This is a genomic window from Rhodoferax sp., from assembly GCF_044236835.1.
Lineage (GTDB): Bacteria > Pseudomonadota > Gammaproteobacteria > Burkholderiales > Burkholderiaceae_C > Allorhodoferax.
Window position 1 is genome coordinate 23,593 of the sequence record NZ_JBIIGC010000021.1, and the last position, 18,253, is coordinate 41,845.

10 protein-coding genes are annotated in these 18,253 nt (G+C 64.3%); 9 read left to right on the forward strand and 1 reads right to left on the reverse strand.

Going from position 1 to position 18,253, the window contains the following annotated elements; translation table 11 throughout:
* Positions 1-21 precede the first annotated feature (21 nt).
* Both ACILRC_RS13235 and ACILRC_RS13240 read left to right on the forward strand, forming a co-directional pair.
* Complete coding sequence (locus ACILRC_RS13235; protein ID WP_395669843.1) at positions 22-183, forward strand: hypothetical protein; 162 nt, start codon at positions 22-24, stop codon at positions 181-183.
* A 385-nt stretch (positions 184-568) separates the two neighbouring features.
* A complete protein-coding gene (locus ACILRC_RS13240; protein WP_395669859.1) occupies positions 569-6,673 on the forward strand; it encodes an excinuclease ABC subunit UvrA in 6,105 nt (2,034 codons plus the stop codon).
* Positions 6,674-7,106: 433 nt separating this feature from the next.
* On the opposite strand, the gene ACILRC_RS13245 is transcribed toward ACILRC_RS13240, so the two are convergent.
* A complete protein-coding gene (locus tag ACILRC_RS13245) occupies positions 7,107-7,805 on the reverse strand; it encodes a hypothetical protein (RefSeq protein WP_395669844.1) in 699 nt (232 codons plus the stop codon).
* Between the two features lie 80 nt (positions 7,806-7,885).
* Here ACILRC_RS13245 and ACILRC_RS13250 point away from each other — a divergent pair, with 80 nt between their 5' ends.
* Genes ACILRC_RS13250 through ACILRC_RS13280 form a run of 7 tightly spaced genes read left to right on the forward strand, consistent with a single transcriptional unit; the run spans position 7,886 to position 18,247 of the window.
* Complete coding sequence (locus ACILRC_RS13250) at positions 7,886-9,151, forward strand: TolC family protein (protein WP_395669845.1); 1,266 nt, start codon at positions 7,886-7,888, stop codon at positions 9,149-9,151.
* A gap of 5 nt (positions 9,152-9,156) precedes the next feature.
* A complete protein-coding gene (locus tag ACILRC_RS13255) occupies positions 9,157-11,352 on the forward strand; it encodes a type I secretion system permease/ATPase (protein ID WP_395669846.1) in 2,196 nt (731 codons plus the stop codon).
* Positions 11,352-12,641: an HlyD family efflux transporter periplasmic adaptor subunit gene (locus ACILRC_RS13260; RefSeq protein WP_395669847.1), complete on the forward strand. Its 1,290-nt coding sequence runs from the start codon at positions 11,352-11,354 to the stop codon at positions 12,639-12,641. The genes ACILRC_RS13255 and ACILRC_RS13260 overlap by 1 nt, the downstream gene beginning before the upstream one ends.
* 24 nt (positions 12,642-12,665) lie before the next feature.
* A complete protein-coding gene (locus ACILRC_RS13265) occupies positions 12,666-14,423 on the forward strand; it encodes a TolC family protein (protein WP_395669848.1) in 1,758 nt (585 codons plus the stop codon).
* 58 nt (positions 14,424-14,481) lie between these two features.
* Positions 14,482-15,939: a hypothetical protein gene (locus ACILRC_RS13270; RefSeq protein ID WP_395669849.1), complete on the forward strand. Its 1,458-nt coding sequence runs from the start codon at positions 14,482-14,484 to the stop codon at positions 15,937-15,939.
* Positions 15,936-16,883, forward strand: coding sequence for a hypothetical protein (locus ACILRC_RS13275; protein WP_395669850.1), 948 nt, complete (start codon positions 15,936-15,938; stop codon positions 16,881-16,883). The genes ACILRC_RS13270 and ACILRC_RS13275 overlap by 4 nt, the downstream gene beginning before the upstream one ends.
* Complete coding sequence (locus ACILRC_RS13280; RefSeq protein WP_395669851.1) at positions 16,880-18,247, forward strand: HlyD family type I secretion periplasmic adaptor subunit; 1,368 nt, start codon at positions 16,880-16,882, stop codon at positions 18,245-18,247. The genes ACILRC_RS13275 and ACILRC_RS13280 overlap by 4 nt, the downstream gene beginning before the upstream one ends.
* The last annotated feature ends 6 nt before the right edge of the window (positions 18,248-18,253 follow it).

Here is an 18,253-nt window from a genome sequence, read left to right on the forward strand (position 1 = left end):
CTTTTTTTTGAAGGAACTGCTATGTGGAAAATTGCTGTTGGTTTTGCGATCTTTGCCGGTCTGGCGCTCTTCATCCTGAGCAAAGGCGGCGACATTGATATGAGTGGAGAGAAGCACGGGGACACCACGCACACCGAGGCTGCCGCACCCGCTGCGCCTGCCTCTGCTGCCAGCGCGCCTTAAGCGGCAGGTCAAGCGGCTGGATGCGTCGCCGCTCGACCGCTAATGGGTGCCATCGGCGCCAGGAGCGCCGTGCCGTGGGCCTGGCGGGCCGCAGCGGACCCGTTGGCCTTGCAGCGGGAAATTCGCCAGCGCTTGCACTCCCTAAAATGTTGCTCCCATATACAGAGAGCACCCACCTATGTCCCAGGGCACCATCCGCATCCGCGGGGCGCGGCAGCACAACCTCAAAAACCTGGACCTGGACATCCGCACCGGCGAGCTCACGGTGGTCACCGGCCCCAGTGGCTCGGGCAAGTCCAGCCTGGTGTTCGACACGCTGTACGCCGAAGGCCAACGCCGTTATGTAGAAACCTTCTCGGCATACGCCCGCCAGTTTCTGGACCGCATGGACAAGCCGGCGGTCGACAAGGTCGAGGGCGTGCCGCCAGCGATTGCCATCGACCAGACCAACCCGGTGCGCTCCAGCCGCTCCACCGTGGGCACGATGACTGAGCTCAACGACCACCTCAAGCTCCTGTTCGCCCGCGCCGCCAGCCTGTTTGACCAGCACACCGCCCTGCCGGTGCAGCACGACACGCCAGACACCATCTACGCCGAACTGCGGCGTCGTTTCGACACCAGCGAAGCCCCGCGCCTGGTGCTGACCTTCCCAGTGGAGCTGCCCGCCGCGACCAGCCCCGAGGAGCTGACGCAGTGGCTGGCCGCCAGTGGCTTCACCCGGGTTCAGTCCGAGCGCGAGGTGGCCACACCCAGCGGGCCGCGCAAAGTGCTCGACGTGGTGGCCGACCGTTTTCGCCTGTCCAATGTGGAGCAGGCCCGGGTGGTCGAAGCCATCGAGCTGGCCCTCAAGCGCGGCAGTGGCCGCCTCAATGTGTTTGTGCTGGGCGAGGACGGCGCCGCAGCCGAGGCTCCGAGCCTGCGTTTCTCCACTGGCTTGCACTGCCCACAAAGCGACCTGCGCTACGCCGACCCGATCGCGTCCATGTTTTCGTTCAACTCGGCTGTGGGCGCTTGCGAAACCTGTCGCGGCTTTGGCCGGGTGGTCGGGGTGGACTACGGGCTGGTGATTCCGAACGACAAGCTGACCTTGCGCGCCGGTGCCATCAAGCCGATGCAGACACCCGCGTGGCAAGAGTGCCAAGACGACCTGATGCGCCACGCCGAGGCCGCCGGCATTCCGCGCGACACGCCTTGGTACAAGCTCACGCCCGAGCAACAAGCTTGGGTGCTCAAGGGTTCGCCGCAATGGAATGGCAAGTGGAACCAGCAGTGGTACGGGGTGGACCGCTTTTTCGAGTACCTGGAGTCCAAGGCATACAAGATGCACATCCGGGTGCTGCTGTCCAAGTACCGCAGCTACACGCCGTGCAGCGTCTGCGGCGGTGCGCGGCTGAAGACGGAGAGTTTGTTGTGGCGCATAGGCACCCAGGCCCAGGCCGACGCGGTGTTGCCGCCGCAGAAGCGCTTTATGCCGCAGGGTGTGCGGTGGTCGCGCGCGCAGTTGGAAGCCTTGCCGGGGCTGTGTTTGCACGACATGATGTTGTTGCCTTTGGACAGGTTGCGGAGGTTTTTTGATTCTTTGCAGTCGGGTCTTGGGGAGGCGGAGCTGGCGGTGTCGGCGGGGGCCTCATCAACTCGCTTCGCGAGTAGCAAATCGGCCCCCACCGACACCGCCAGCTCCGCTTCGCGTTCGGTAACAACGAATACCGAAATACCTGTTACTTCTCAGGCCTACGGTCTTGCGCACGACAAGGCTGCGAGCGGGGAGGCGCTGGGAGCCGATTTGGCAGATGCGAAGCAGCTGTATGAGGCCCCCAGCGGCTCCCCGCTCGCAGCCCAGCCGGAGACAGCCGCAGCACCAACCACCACCGAGTCCGAACGCAAAACCCTCAAGCTGCTGTTCGACGAAGTCGGCACCCGCCTCAAGTACCTGTGCGACGTCGGCATCGGCTACCTCACGCTCGATCGCCAAAGCCGGACCTTGAGTGGCGGTGAGGTGCAGCGCATCAACCTCACCACCGCGCTGGGCACCTCGCTGGTCAACACCCTGTTCGTGCTGGATGAGCCCAGCATCGGGCTGCACCCGCGCGACATGCACCGCATCATCGTGGCCATGCAGCGCCTGCGCGATGCTGGCAACACGCTGGTCGTGGTCGAGCACGACCCCGCTGTCATGCTGGCTGCCGACCGCATGATCGACATGGGCCCGGGCCCCGGCGAAATGGGCGGGCAGATTGTGTTTGATGGCAGCACCGAAGCGCTCAAAGGCGCCAACACCCTGACCGGCGCGTACCTGGGCGGGCGCAAGCAGGTGGGCATGGGCTTCAAGCGCATGGTGGCAGCCAGCACGCCGCGTTTGGTGCTGGAGGGTGCGACCGAGCAAAACCTCAAAAACATCGACGTCGAGATTCCGCTGCAGCGCCTGGTCTGCGTCACCGGCGTGAGCGGCTCGGGCAAGTCCACGTTGATACAAGACGTGCTGGCTCCAGCGCTGCTGCGCCACTTGGGCCGCGCCACCGAAACGCCGGGCGCGCACGCGCGGCTTTTGGGCGCTGAGTTGCTGGGCGACGTGGTGTTTGTGGACCAGTCGCCGATTGGCAAAACCGCGCGCTCCAACCCGGTGAGCTATGTGGGCGCGTGGGACGCGATCCGCGAACTGTTTGCCAACGCCGACCTGGCGCGCGAGCGCAGCTACACCGCCAGCAAGTTCAGCTTCAACAGCGGCGACGGGCGCTGCCCGAGCTGCGGCGGCTCGGGCTTTGAGCATGTTGAGATGCAGTTTCTGAGCGACGTGTATTTGCGCTGCCCCGATTGCGATGGCAAGCGCTACCGCCCAGAGATTTTGGAGGTGACGATTGCGCGCGGGGCCGCGGGCACACCGGGCGGCCTGCGCCAGCTCAACGTGGCCGATGTGCTGGACCTTACCGTGAGCGAGGCTGCCCAGATTTTCCACGCCGACCGCGACGTGATCCGCGCGCTGCAACCCATCGTCGATGTGGGGCTGGAGTATGTGAAGCTGGGCCAGCCGGTGCCCACGCTCTCCGGTGGCGAGGCGCAACGCCTGAAGCTGGCCGGCTTTCTGGCCGAAGCGGCCAAGGGCAGCACCGCCAGCCGCCAGGCCACAGCCAAGCGCGGCACGCTGTTCATGCTGGACGAACCCACCACCGGTTTGCACTTTGACGACATCGCCAAGCTGATGCGGGCGCTGCGCAAGCTGCTCGAAGCTGGGCATTCGCTGCTGGTCATTGAGCACAACCTGGACGTGATCCGCTCCAGCGATTGGCTGATCGATCTGGGGCCAGAGGGCGGCGAGGGCGGAGGCTTGGTGGTGGCGTGCGGTACACCAGAGGATGTGTTGCTGCACCCGAGCTCGCACACCGGCCAGGCGCTGCGCGAGTACGCAGCGGCCATGGGGGTGGTGCATGCGGTGCGGGAGTTTGCGGCGCTCGATCCAGGTGACAACCGTTTGGTGTGGGCCCCATCGTCTCCCCAAGATGGGCACACGGGCGAGCCCGGGACTGAGACCTTAGCCAGTAATTCCCTCCCTCCCACCGCGCGGTCAAATGTGGCTGTTAAGGCTCCCTCTTTCGCCCCGGCGGGGGCGAGAGAGGGCGGGGGGAGCGAGGGGGGGAATGGCTTTATCCGCATCGTCAACGCCAAGGAGCACAACCTCAAGTCCCTGAGCGTGGACATACCGCGTGGCAAGTTCAGCGTTGTCACCGGCGTGTCCGGTTCGGGCAAATCGACCCTGGCCTTCGACATCTTGTTCAACGAAGGTCAGCGCCGCTACCTGGAAAGCCTCAACGCCTACGCCCGCTCCATCGTGCAACCCGCAGGCCGGCCCGAGGTGGACGCGGTGTATGGCATTCCGCCGACCGTGGCCATCGAGCAGCGCCTCTCGCGCGGTGGGCGCAAGTCCACCGTGGGCACCACCACCGAGGTGTGGCACTTTTTGCGTTTGCTGTATGTGAAGCTAGGCACACAGCACTGCATCCACGATGGCGCGGCGGTGGCGCCGCAGACGCCCGACAGCATTGCGGCGCAGCTGCTCAAGAACTACCGGGGGCAGCACATTGGGCTGCTGGCGCCGCTGGTGGTGGGGCGCAAGGGCGTGTACACCGAGCTGGCCGACTGGGCGCGCCCGCGCGGCTTCACCCACCTGCGGGTGGACGGCAACTTTTTGCCAACCACCGGCTTTCCGCGCATCGACCGCTTCAAGGAGCACCACATTGAGCTGCCGGTCGCCAGCCTGGATGTGGACCCCGCCAACGAGCCGGCCCTGCGTGCCGCGCTGGCCGCCGCGCTGACCCACGGCAAGGGCGTGGTGCAGGTGCTCAGTAACTTAGAGGGCCTGCGCGAAGCGCTGGCCGCTGGCACGCCGACGGCGGGCATAGGCACCTTGCAGACCTTTTCGTCCAAGCGCGCCTGCCCGGTGTGCGCCACCTCCTACGCCGAGCTGGACCCGCGCCTGTTTAGCTACAACAGCAAGCACGGTTGGTGTCCGGATTGCGTGGGCACCGGCGTGGCCCTGACCAAGGACCAGCGCAAGGTGTTTGACGACTCAGTCAAAGACGACAACCACCAGGGCCGCGAACAAACCTTTGCCGAGGCCGATGTCGAAGACCTGGCCGACACCGCCTGCGCCAGTTGCCAAGGAACCCGGCTCAACGCCACCGCCCGCGCGGTGCGTTTTGCCGGTGTGGGTATCACCGACATCGCGCGCCTGAGCGTGGGCGATGTGCGCGCCTGGGTGCAGACGCTGCAGACAGCGGGCGGCATGTCGCAGCGCGAGGCGGACATTGCCCGCGACCTGGTGCCCGAAATCCAAAGCCGCCTGCAGTTTTTGGAGTCGGTGGGACTGGGCTACCTCACCTTGGACCGCGGTGCCCCCACGCTGAGTGGCGGCGAGGCGCAACGCATTCGGCTGGCGGCCCAACTGGGCAGCAACTTGCAGGGTGTGTGTTATGTGCTGGACGAGCCCACCATTGGCCTGCACCCGAGGGACAACCAAGTTTTGCTGGGCGCGCTGCAGACCCTGAGCGACCAGGGCAACACGCTGGTGGTGGTGGAGCACGACGAGGACACGATTCGCCATGCGGACCACATCATCGACATTGGCCCCAGCGCCGGTAAGCGCGGCGGCCGTTTGGTGGCGCAGGGCTCGGTGGCCGATGTGCAGGCCGCTGCCGACTCGCAGACTGGGCGCTACCTGTTGCACGCGATGCGCCACCCTTTGGCGGCGCGGCGGGCAGTTGTTTCGGACGGCGGTTTGGCGGGGGCGGCAGGGTTGGGGCTGGCCGGGCTGGGGGCCGGTGCGTTGGGAGCCGATTTGGCAGACGCGAAGCGGCTGTATGAGGCGCCCGGCGCACCGGCCCCCAGCCCGGCCAGCCCCAACCCTGCTATTCCATCATCGCCCACCATCGATTGGCTTACCGTCACGGGCGCGCGGCTGCACAACTTGCACAACGTCACCGCCCATGTGCCGCTCAAGCGATTGGTGGCTGTTACGGGCGTCAGTGGTTCAGGCAAGTCCACACTCGCGCGCGACGTGCTGTTGGCCAATGTGCAAACCGCAGTGCAGCAACGCAGCACCAAAGCCGGTCGTGACGCGCTGGCGGCGGGTGGGACGATTGCGTGGGTGGGCTGCGACGGTGTGCAAGGTTTCGAGTCCATCGACCGGGTGCTGGAAGTCGACCAGACGCCCATTGGCAAAACTCCGCGCAGCTGCCCGGCCACCTACATCGGCTTTTGGGACACCATCCGCAAACTGTTTGCCGACACCCTAGAGGCCAAAGCGCGTGGCTACGCGGCCAACCGCTTTAGCTTCAACACCGGCGAGGGCCGTTGCCCTGGCTGCGAAGGGCAGGGCATTCGCACCATTGGCATGAGTTTTCTGCCCGATGTGAAAGTACTGTGCGAGAGCTGCAAGGGCGCGCGCTTCAACACCGAAACCCTGGCGGTGACCTGGCGCGGCAAGAACATCGGCGAGATCTTGCAGATGGAGGTGGACGAGGCGGTGGAGTTCTTTGCCAGCATGCCGGTCATTGCCCACCCGCTGCAGTTGCTCAAAGACGTGGGCCTGGGCTACCTCACGCTGGGCCAGCCCTCGCCCACCCTCAGTGGCGGCGAGGCGCAGCGCATCAAGCTGGTCACCGAGCTGTCGAAGGTGCGCGACGACATCACCCGGCGCGGCCAAAAGGTGCCCCACACCCTGTATGTGCTGGATGAGCCCACCGTGGGGCTGCACATGGCCGATGTGGAAAAACTCATCCATGTGCTGCACCGGCTGGTGCACGGCGGGCACAGCGTGGTGGTGATCGAGCACGACCTAGACGTGATCGCCGAAGCCGACTGGGTGCTCGACCTGGGCCCCGAAGGCGGCGCGGGCGGTGGCCGCCTGGTCGCCGCCGCCACCCCTGAAGAGGTGGTGAAGCTGGGCACCCACACCGGGGTGGCGTTGGCGCCGGTGCTACTTCGCGCACAAGGCTAATCTGCTGGGTTGACGCATCTTTACAACAGATGCGCGGCACCGGCCCGGCGGACTAAAGCACAAAACAGGCCCCAAACCCCAGCTTGATCGGCGGGCTTAGGCGGTGTTTTTTGATCACACTTGATAACGGGGGCCAAAAAGTTGCTGCGATCCAGACAGTGTTTTCTCGTACAATGAATTGTGGCTGAACAAAAGAGTTGGCGCTTTGTTTAGCTCGGGGTCCCCGTTGGATCTGTGGTCTTTTCGTGAATAAATGCACGCGTTGAGACCGTGTGAGGCGCATGGCCTTGCAGCAACAAGAAGGTAAATGGCAATTTTTTCGTAGTCTGAAAGTGGGTCAAGCGCGTCATGCGCCTCCCACTCTGGGGCTGGCTGGCTTGTTATTGGTCAAGCGTTCGCTTGGCAGTTTAGGGTGGGTAAATGGGTAAACGATCTAGAGCAACAAAGACGTGGGCATTCCAGGCGAACGTGCTGGCACTGGCGGTGTGCGCTGTTCTGTCGGACGCATCTTGGGCTGACACCACGCTACTCGCACAGGGCCCAGCATCCCCCCAGCCGGAGACGCTGCCGCTTTCCATAGAGGCCCAGGGACTGCTGAACCGCAAAGTTCCGGGCGGTAATGCGCTGCTGGGCACTGGAGCAAGCTCCGCCAAAGCCGCTGAGGCCTTGCTGGCAGACAAGCCGGTTGTCGTGGCAGCTCCCGCGCCCGCGCCAGCCCCCGTCGTTGTGGCAGCGCCTGCTCCCGCACCTGCGCCAGCTCCAGTTGTTGTTGCAGCTCCCGTACCTGCGCCAGCTCCAGTTGTTGTTGCAGCTCCCGCACCTGCGCCAGCCCCTGTGGTTGTGGCAGCTCCCGCACCTGCGCCAGCCCCTGTGGTTGTGGCAGCTCCCGCACCTGCGCCAGCCCCTGTGGTTGTGGCAGCTCCCGCTCCCGCACCAGCTCCAGTTGTCGTTGCAGCTCCCGCACCTGCACCAGCTCCAGTTGTCGTTGCAGCTCCCGCACCTGCACCAGCTCCAGTTGTCGTTGCAGCTCCCGCACCAGCGCCAGCCCCAGTCGTTGTGGCGGCACCGGCACCAGCTCCCGTCGTTGTCGCAGCTCCCGCGCCTGCGCCAGCCCCGGTCGTCGTGGCGGCACCCGCACCTGCGCCAGTTGTCGTTGCAGCTCCCGCTCCTGCTCCTGTACCTGCCAGCGCGCCCTCGGTGCGTCCGCCAGATGTGCGAAAGGCAGTCGAGGTTGCTGCGAGCGCGGCAGCGGCGCAGGGAGACAACACGCCCCTGCTGGTTCTCGCTCAGCATGTTCGGCGCACTTTGCGTACCAATCCCCAAGTGTCCCAGCTTGAGGCGGAAAGCCGAGCTTCGGAGAGCCGGGTGGGCGAGGCGCAAGAAGGCTTCATGCCGCGCATCACGGTTGCCGCCAGCATGGCCCGCGAGCGCCAAAAAATCGTGGCCACGTCCACGGTTAACAAGTTCAACCAATCAGTGGCCCAAGCGCGCGTGACCTTGCCCTTGATTGACCAGTCCCTCACTGCCCAGATAGAGCAGCGCAAATCCAGTGTGTTGGGCGCCGATTGGCGACTGACCGATGTGCGCGAGCAACTGATGCTGCGGACCATCGAGACCTACGGCGAACTGGTGCGCAGCACCAACTTGGTCAGGCTGGCACAAGAGAACCTGAGAATCCACCGCCAGTATGTTGCCCAGATCAAGGACATCGCGCAGTCCGACCTGGGGCGTGCCGCTGACCTGCCTGCAGCCATCGGCCGTGTTTCTCTGGCGGAGTCGGTGCTCACCAGCCGTCTGAGCAAGCTAGAAGCGGTGCGCATCACTTGGCGCCAACTCACCGGGATGGCCGCCGATGCAAATTTGGTACCTCTGCCCCAGGTCAAGCTGCCTGACACGGTGGATGCGGTCGTGGAGCAGGCACTGGAGTTCAATCCGGTGTTGCAACTCGCCCAAGCCGAGCTGCAGACTGCGCGCAAAGCGGTCGACGTAGCCAAGGCGCCTTTCAGTCCCAAGCTCAACGCCGAGGCGTCCACCAAAACCGGTGACAACTGGGGTGGCGTGACGGGCAACCAAACCAACCACTACGCCGGTGTGTCGCTGGAGTGGACGATGTTTGCGGGCAAGACGGAGCGCTATGCGACTCAGGCGGCTATGGAGGGCGTGTACGCGGCCCAGTCCGGAGTGGACCGGGTGCGCGAAGAGTTGCGCAGCCGCGCTGAGCAGGCCTGGTTCGAGCTGCAGGCGGGGGATGCTTCTCTGCGCTCGTTTGAAGAGTACGCGCGCAATGCTGCGCTGATGGTCGAGTCGACCCGCAACCAATTCAAGATCGGCCGCCGCTCCTTGCTCGAGGTGCTCAATGCCGAGAGCGAGCTGTTCACTGCGCGCTCGAATGTGGAGTCCACGCTGCAAGACGTCAAGATCGCTTCCTGGCGTCTGTATGGCCTCCAAGGCCGCATCCAGGCGGAGCTCGGTCTCTGACCAGCATGCATAGTGTCTGGGCCGCACTCTCCGACATTGCGCTCCATTACGGTAAGCGCGTGTCGGCGCGCGATTTGCGCTCGCATGCATCCCAAGTGCAGTCCGAAGCTGCCATTGCGGTGGCGGCTTGCACCTTGCAGGCCCACGGGTTCGAAGTAAAGATTTCCAACCTCCCGGCGCACGAGCTGCCCACGGCCAGTCTGCCGATGCTCTTGGTGCTCAAGGGCGCAGAGGTTGTGACCTGGTTCGGTTTGCGTGGTGAAGCCCTGCACATGCGGCGTTATCGCAGTGATGCGCAGGAGGGCGAACAGGTGGTGCAGGAGGTCTGGTCCTGGGCGGAGCTGACCGAACGCTACGCCGGTACCGCGGTGCTGGTCGAGCTCGACGAAATGCATGGGCACGAGGTCGCCGGGGACACCGCCCACCGCAAGGCCCACTGGTTCTGGGGCGTGTTCGGCATGCTGCGCCGCTATTACGGCGACTGCGTGGTAGCCGCCGTGCTGATCAACCTGCTGGCGCTGGCGGGCTCCATGTTTGCCATGAACGTGTACGACCGCGTCATCCCCAACGGCGCCATGCCGACGCTGTGGGTACTGGCCATTGGCGTGCTGGTGGCGGGTTTGCTGGAGTTGGGCCTGCGCACGCTGCGCGCTTATGTGGTGGACGAGGCGGGCAAGCGGGCTGATTTGTTGTTGTCCGCGGCGATTTTCCGCAAAAGCCTCGATTTGCAGCCCAAGGATCGCCCCCAGTCCAGCGGGCAATACGCTGGCCAAGTGCGTGAGTTCGACTCCGTGCGCGAGTTTGTCAGCTCCACCACGTTGGTGGGTTTGACCGATCTGCCGTTTGCGATGGTGTTCTTCGTGGCCATCGGTTTTCTGGCGGGGTCCCTGGTGTGGGTGCCCATCGTGGCCGGTATGGTGCTGTTGATGGTGGGCCTGATTTCGCAGTGGCCGATTCGCAAATCGGTGGAGCGTTACCAGTACGAAAACTCGCAGAAGCTGGCGTTCATGGTCGAAGCCATCGAGCGTGCCGAGACCATCCAAGCGATTGGCGCCCAGTCCCAGGTGCGGTCGCGCTGGGAGCGCATTTGCGCCGTCACCGCGCGCAGTGGCAACAGCAGCAAGATGGCAGCATCGGTGGCCATCAACATCACGCAGTACGTGCAGCAGGCTGCGTCAACCGCACTGATTTTGTGGGGCGTCTACCTGATTCTGGACGGCAAGCTCACCACCGGCGGGCTGATTGGATGCAGTATTTTGGCGGGCCGCGCGCTCGGGCCGTTGGCGCAGGTGGCATCCATCATGACTCGGTGGCAGCAGACCAAGGTGGCCTACAGGGCGGTGGACCGGATCATGCATTTGACAGGCCGCTACGACGAGAAGCGCACCTATGTCCAGATCAAAAAGCCCAAGGGCTTGCTGGAGCTGACGGATGCGACCTTTTCGTACCCGCGCAGCGACCAGAGAACCCTGCAAATCAATGGCTTGGCGTTTCGGCCTGGCGAAGCGGTGGCCATCATGGGGCCGGTCGGCTCGGGCAAGTCGACCTTGCTGAAGGTGCTGGCAGCCTTGCATGCCCCCAGCACCGGACAGCTGATGCTCGATGGGGTGGATGTCACGCAAATTTCCCCGGCCGACTTCCGGTCGCATGTTGCTTGGGTCGGTCAGGATGCGGTGATGTTTCGCGGCAGCCTTCGCGAAAACCTGCTGATTGCAGCGCCACAAATCAACGAAGAAAGCCTGCTGCGGGTCTTGCGCATCACAGGTGTGCAGCACCTTGCTAACCAGCATCCGCACGGCTTGGACATGCAAGTCGGCGAGGGTGGCCAAGCCCTGTCTGGCGGCCAACGCCAAATGGTGGCCTTGGCGCGAGCCCTGTTGTCGCAGGCGCAAATTGTCCTGCTTGACGAGCCCACCAGCGCATTCGACGAGCAAAGTGAACAACAGCTTTTGCGTGCTTTGGCCGACGAGCTGGCCGGACGCACCGTGATTTTGGTGACCCACCGGGCCGCTCCGCTGGCCATCGTGCGGCGCATCGTTATTCTTGAAGATGGTCAGGTGGTGGCCGATGGTCCGCGCGATGCGGTGCTGCAGGCGGTGCGTGATCGCCATGCAGCGCGCGCGCGCGCAGCGGCCACACCGCGGGTGGACTCGGGTGTGCCCGCAGTGGCTGCATCGGGCGCAGCAGAGGCGGTGGCGTGATGGCTTGGTTCAACAAAAAATCCAGCTCACCGGTGCCCAGTGACGCCATGGACCCCGCCAAAGCGGAGCAGATCAGGCAGTTCCGCTTGGCCAATGCCAAGGTTGCTGAAGCCGACGTCATGACTGACGTTTACCAGTCGCGCCTGGAGCCCATCAGCGGCTGGACCCGTTGGGCGGTGTATTTGGTGTTGGTCGTTATTGCCAGCTTCGTGACGTGGGCTGCCTTGTCCAATGTGGAAGAGGTCACCAGCGGCGCCGGCCGGGTGGTGCCGACCGGGCGCGAGCAGGTGGTGCAAAGCAGCGAAGCCGGTGTGTTGGCCGAAATGATGGTCGCCGAGGGAGACACGGTAGACGCAGGGCAGCCCCTGCTGCGCATCGACGACGTGCGCCTGGGTGCCAACATGAAAGAGACCCAGTCCCGGGTGGACTCGTTGGTGGCCTCAGGCATCCGGCTGCGCGCCGAATCCCAGGGCACCATGCTGAACTTCCCTGCCGATTTGACCGAACGGGCGCCGGTTTTGGTACGCAATGAAATGCAAACCTACCAAGCCAGGCGCCAGGCGCTGGACAGCCTGGTGCGTTCCCAAGAGCAGGCGCTGCGTCTGGCGCAAGAAGAAATGCAGATCACCGAGCCCATGGCCGCCAAGGGGCTGGTGTCCGACCTCGACGTCTTGCGCATTCGCCGGGCGATTGCCGAATCGCGCGGTCGCATCGACGAAGCCCGCAGCCGCTACCGGGCGGATGCAGCGGCCGAGTTGGCGCGGGTCGAGGCCGAGCTGGGCAGCCAGTCGGCCGCATTGCTAGGGCGCGAAGATTCCTTCAAGCGCACCGTGCTGCGCGCGCCCAAGCGGGGCATTGTGAAAAACGTCAAGGCCAACACCATCGGCGGCGTAGTGCAAGTGGGCCAAGACCTGTTGGAAATCGTGCCGCTGGACGAAGCCCTGTTGGTCGAAACCCGCATCCGTCCCTCCGACATTGCCTTCTTGCGCCCCGGATTGCCAGCGGTGGTCAAGATCACCGCCTACGACTCCGGCATCTACGGCTGGCTGACTGGAACCCTGATTCAGATCAGTGCCGACACCTTGCGTGACGAGGTACGGCGCGATGAAACCTACTACCGTGTGCTGGTGCGAACCGAGCGCTCGGAACTGATGACACCGGCTGGGAAACCCCTGCCGATCATTCCCGGTATGTTGGCCCAGGTCGACATCAAAACCGGCCAAAAATCGGTACTGTCGTACCTGTTCAAGCCCATATTGCGTGCCCGCGAGGCATTGCGAGAACGCTAAAGCGAGTCAGCCATGAAAGCCACAATGAAAACGCTCCACAAGCTTGCCGCCCTCACCGGTGTCGGTGCCTTCTCCCTGACCATGGTTGCATCCGCCGTGGCGCAAACTTCGGCGGCTGCGCTCAATGCGGAGCGCGAGCGCACCCGCGCCCGCATCGCCGAAGTCACCGCCGATGTGGTGCGCGAGTCCGATACCAGCCTGACCCTGGGGCGCAGCCTCAGTCCGGGCTTGCAGCAGTCGCTGGCCCGACTCGACGAAGCGGCAACCCGCGGCAAGGCGCCCTTCAAGCCCGGTCCACGCGAGGGCAGCCTGGTGCTGGCGGATGGGCCTGTCGTGGCAGCGCCGCCTCCCAAGCGCACCGAGCGCCGCGAGGCACCCGCGGTGGATCCCGCCAAGGCGCCCTTGGTGTACACCCCTGATTTCTCGCGCCAGTTACTCAGCTTTGCGCAATTGGCCGGCAAAGAGGTAGTTGACCTGCCGCGTTACGACGCGGCCGACGGTGCTGCCTACCAGCCCCTCGCGCCCAAGGACGAGACCACCTGGGGGCTGGCTGACATCGTGACCGAAGGCCTGTTGATCAGTCCGGTCCAAGCGCAGGTGGTTGCCAATTTGGATGTAGCACAGGCCCAGAGAAGCCAGGCGGTTGCAGCCTTGTTCCCCACGCTGTCGCTACGCGCCCGCGCGGGCCTGAGCAAGAACACGCCCGGAGTCGACAGATCGATGGATCGGGACTACCGCGACCATTCCATTCGCCTGACCCAGCCGGTCTACAACCCGGGGCTGACCAACGACGTCAAGTCGGCTGACAGCGCTCAGCAGGCCGCACTTTTGCGCCAGAGCGGCAGCCTGGAGCAGGTCGCGCTGTCCTTGACGGTGGCCACCGTCAATCTGGCGGCGGCTCGCCTCACCATTGACTTTGCAGACGAGCAGGAAACCCAGCTCATCAGTGTGTTGCGCTACTTGGAGACCCGTGCCCAAGCCGGCGCCACCAGCCAAGTTGACTTGGAGCGCGCCCGCACCCGGGTGCTCGCGGCCAAGCAGACCCGCATCGACCAGCAAGCCACCTACAAGACCAGCCTGGCCGAGCTGGATCGCCTGATTGAGCAAAAGCCGATGTCCTTGCGTCTGCCCTACCTCAACCAGTTGCCCGCGCTGCCCGCAACCCGCAACGAGATCGCGGAGCTGGTGCGCAAAAACAGCGCCACCATCAAGGCGCTGGAGAAGGATGTGCAAGCCCAGGTGGCAGTGGTGGCCGCAACCCGGGCCAAGCTGCTGCCCACCTTTAGCCTCAGTGCCGAGCGCGACATCCAGAAGAACACCAGCACGTTTGAAACCCCGGTGAATGTGTTCACCCGCTTCGTGGGCGTGGGCGAATGGCGTGTTTCCCTGGGTGGCAGGGAGTTGTATGAAATTGACGAGGCCCAAGCCGAACTGCGCAAGCGTCAGTCCAAGCTGGAAGAAGAGTCCCGCAAGATTGAGCAGGCAGTCGAGTCCGACTTTGCCGCTTTGCAATCGGCCACCTTGCGCATCACCACTGCCGAAGGCGAGCAGAGAGAAGCGTTCAACGTAGCTGAATCGGTGCAACTTCAACTCAAGTCTGGCCGCATGGGCAACTTGCTCGAGGCGCTGGATGCTACGGACCGCTTGTTTGGCGCACGCAACCGCCAGATCCAGGCCCTCAAAGAGCAGTACACCGCGCAGTCTCGCTTGCTGGGTCAGATCGGCTTGTTGTCGGGCTTGGCACTGGCCCCGGCCAAGCCCGCCCAGCAAGCCAAGCTGTGAGCCCAACCGTAAGCCCCTTGTTTAACGACTTCATTTATTCCTTCACCAGGGCCTGACCATGGCAGCAAGCAGCAATTCCGACGACGCATCCGACATCTTTTGGCCGGGTTACGTCGACGCCATTTCGAATCTGGCGATCAACCTTTTGTTCGTGATCGCGGTGATGGCGATCGTGGTGATCGGTGCGACTTTGCAGATCCAAGAGCTGCTCAAGCGCAAGGACCGCGCCCTCGCAGACGACGTGTCGTTCTCCGTGTTGGAGACCGACCAGACTTTGAAGGGCTCTGGCAAAGCGACGCCGAAGTCCGCCACCAGCGCCGAAAGCCAGCAACAAAATGCCTTCTCCACCGGCACCACCGACAAGCAAACCGAATCGCCCAATGCCGGCGTGGGTGAACGCAAGTCGTCCGCTGGCGAAAGCGAGCAGCGCACTGAGCAATTGGCGCAAAAGTTAAGCCAGGCCCTGTCGCAGGCGCAGAGCCTGGCGCGCCAGGCGCAAACCCAGTCGCAATCGCAGTCCCAATCACCGTCACAGGCCCAGGCCCAAGCGCAGGCGCAAGCCAAACAGGCGCAGACTCTGGCGCAGTCGCTGGCCCAGGCCGAGTCGATTGCCAAGTCACTCGCGCAAGCCCAGTCGCAGTCATCCGCACAGTCCCAGGCGCAATCTCAGCAGTTGGCCAAGGCATTGGCTGAGGCTTTGGCGCAAGCGCAGGCGTTGGCCAAGCTGACCCAGGCGCAGGCCCAGTCCAGCGCGCAGGCCGCGTCGCAGTCGACCTCCAGCGCACAGTCGCAGGCCACCGCACAGGCGCAGGCGCAACAAGCGCAACAAGCGCAAGCCCAGTCGCAGGCGCTGACCCAGTCCTTGGCGCAATCATTGGCGCAGGCACAGGCTCTGGCCAGGGCGATTGCCGCTGCACAGGCCCAAGCACAGGCCCAAGCGCAAGCACAGGCCCAAGCGCAGTCGCAGTCGCAGCAAGAGAGCGAGATCATGGAACTCAAGAGCCAGTTGCAAGAGGCGCAGCAGCAGCTGCGCAGCACCCAGGCACAGCTCAATGAAGCCAAGCAATCTGCTGGCAAGGCCCAGTCCGCCTCGGGCAGCTCGCCCAAGAAGGTGGATGGCGTGGTAGGTACCGAAGACGAGACAGGCCGGGTCGAGGTTGTCACCGCCACCCAGACCACCCCGGCACCGACTGGCAGCAATTCCATTCAAGCGGTGCAAAACGCCGTGATTGTGAAATTCAACCCCGATGTCCTCGAATTGAGCGACGCCGAGGGCCGCAATACGATCGAGAAAATGGCGACCTTCGGGCCCGTGGCCACCAGCAAGTGGCGGATCACGGTGGTGGTGCCCAAGGGCTTCTCCGAAGCGCTGCGCTTGGGCTACTACCGAGCCAACGCGGTTCGAAACCTGTTGCTCAAGAATGGCGTGCCGCCTGGCAGCATTGATCTTCGGACGCAAGAAAGCACCGAGGGTAGCGCAGACAACTCCCGCGTGATCATCCGCAAAGCACCGTGACCTCCCGCCTTGTGTCCACCCCCAAGACTCCACCCGCCGGTTGGCGGGGGGTGTGGCGTGCCTGGCGTTCGCAAGATGCCAGCGCGCCTGCGGGTGCGGGATTGCGCTTGGCCGAGCGCCACGACCGGCGTTTGCTGTGGGCGCTGGCGCTGCTGGGGCTGCACGCCATGGGCCATGCCCAATCCGTTTCGCTCGACACGTCCAGGCAGGTCGAAGGCGTGGTGGTGAACTTCAGCCCTGATGTTCTCGAACTCAGCGACGCCGAGAGCCGCGACTTGGCCGAAAAAATGGCCACCTTCGGGCCTGTGGCTACCAGCCAGTGGCGGATCAGCGTAGAGGTGCCCAAGGGCTTTTCCGAAGGGATGCGCCTAGGCTACTACCGTGTCAACGCGGTGCGAAATGCCTTGCTTAAAAACGGCGTGCGCCCTGCCAGTATTGATTTGCAGACCCAGCAAAGCGCCCCGCAGACCGCCAACAACACCCGCGTCCTTGTTCGTCTGGCGCCCGCCGCGGCTGCTGGCGCATCGAACTTGGTGGTTCAAGGCGGCGCAGAGGGTGCTGCGACCGAACTCGGTCGACTCGAGACGGTCACCGCGACCCAGCAAAAATCTGCACCCACCGGTGATGCATCGGTGAGGGTGGTGCACAGCGCTGTGATTGTCAGTTTCCGTCCCGAAGTTCTTGAGCTCAGCGAAGCGGAGAGCCGCAGTGTGATGGAAAGAATCGCGACCTACGGGTCCGTGGCCAACAGCAAGTGGCGGATCACCGTGATGGTGCCCAAGGGCTCTTCGGAAGCGCTGCGCCTGGGCAGCGAGCGCGCCAACTTGGTTCGAAATCTACTGCTCAAGAATGGCGTGCCCAGCGGCAACATCGATCTGGAGACGCCAGAAAGTTCCCAACAGATTGCCGATCGCACCTTCGTCGTCATCCGTCTTGCATCATGACCCCCATCGCTGAGTCCACCCCCAAGACTCCACCCGCCGGTTGGCGGGGGATGTGGCGTGCCTGGCGTTCGCAAGATGCCAGCGCGCCTGCGGGTGCGGGATTCAGCTTGGCCGAGCGCCACGACCGGCGTTTGCTGTGGGCGCTGGCGCTGCTGGCCTTGGGACTGGTGTTGTGGGCGGTCTGGGCGCCGGTGGACCGCATCGTGCGCGCCGAGGGCCGCATCATTGCGGCGGGCCGGGCCCAAATCGTGCAGCACTTGGAGGGCGGCATCGTCTCGGAGATCTTGGTGCGCGAGGGCCAAAGCGTGCAAGAGGGTCAGGTGCTGATGAAGCTGTCGGACGTGCAAGCCAACACCAGTGTGCAGCAAGGCCAGTCGCGTCTGCAGGCACTGCAGGCACAGCAGGCACGGCTGGAGGCCGAGGCCGAGGGGCGCGCCAACATCAGCTTCCCCCCGGGTGTTGAGCTCGAAATTCAGAACACCGAGCGTGCTGCCTTCCGCGAGCGTTCCGAGCGCATTCGTTCCGAGCAAGCGGTCTTGCGCCAGCAAATCGTGCAGCGCCAGGAGGAGTTGGTGGAAGCCCAAAGCCGCGCTCGAAATTACGCGGGTGAGCTCGAAGCCACCCGCAAGCAAGCCACGCTTTTGGAGAACCTGCAGCGCCGCGGCGCCGCCTCCCAGCTCGAATTGCTGGAGGCGCAGTCGCGCACCTTGCGGCTGGAGAGCACCTACAACGATGTGGTGGCTTCCATCCCGCGGCTGCGCGCTGCGGTGAGCGAAACCGCCTCGCGCATGGCCGAGTCCAGCGCCAAGTTCCGCGCGGACGCCCGCGTTGAACTCAACCAGGTCAATGCCGAAGTACAGCGTATCTCGCTCAATGTCAGCGGCGACACCGACCGCCTCGCCCGCACCGATGTGCGCGCGCCGGTCAGCGGTTTTATCAACCGCATGCAGTTCAACACCATCGGCGGGGTCGCCAAGCCTGGTGAGACCCTGCTGGAGATCACGCCCAGCGAAGGGCCGCTTGCGGTCGAAGCCCGGGTGCGTCCGGACGACCGCGCCTCCTTGCGTGCGGGCCTGCCCACCCGCATCATGATTGGCGCCTACGACTACTCGGTCTACGGTGCGCTGGTGGGCAAGCTCACCGAGGTCAGTGCCGACACCTTGCAAGACGAGAAGGGTGTGCGCTACTACCGTGTGGTGATCGAGACCAGCCAGGCCGATGCCCATGGTCGGCTTGCCAATGAAGTCATCCTTCCGGGCATGACCGCCCGGGCCGATGTGGTGGTGGGCCAACGCAGTGTGCTGAGCTATTTGCTGTCGCCCTTATTGAAGTTTTCTTCCCAAGCCCTGCGGGAGGCCAAATGACCGGCT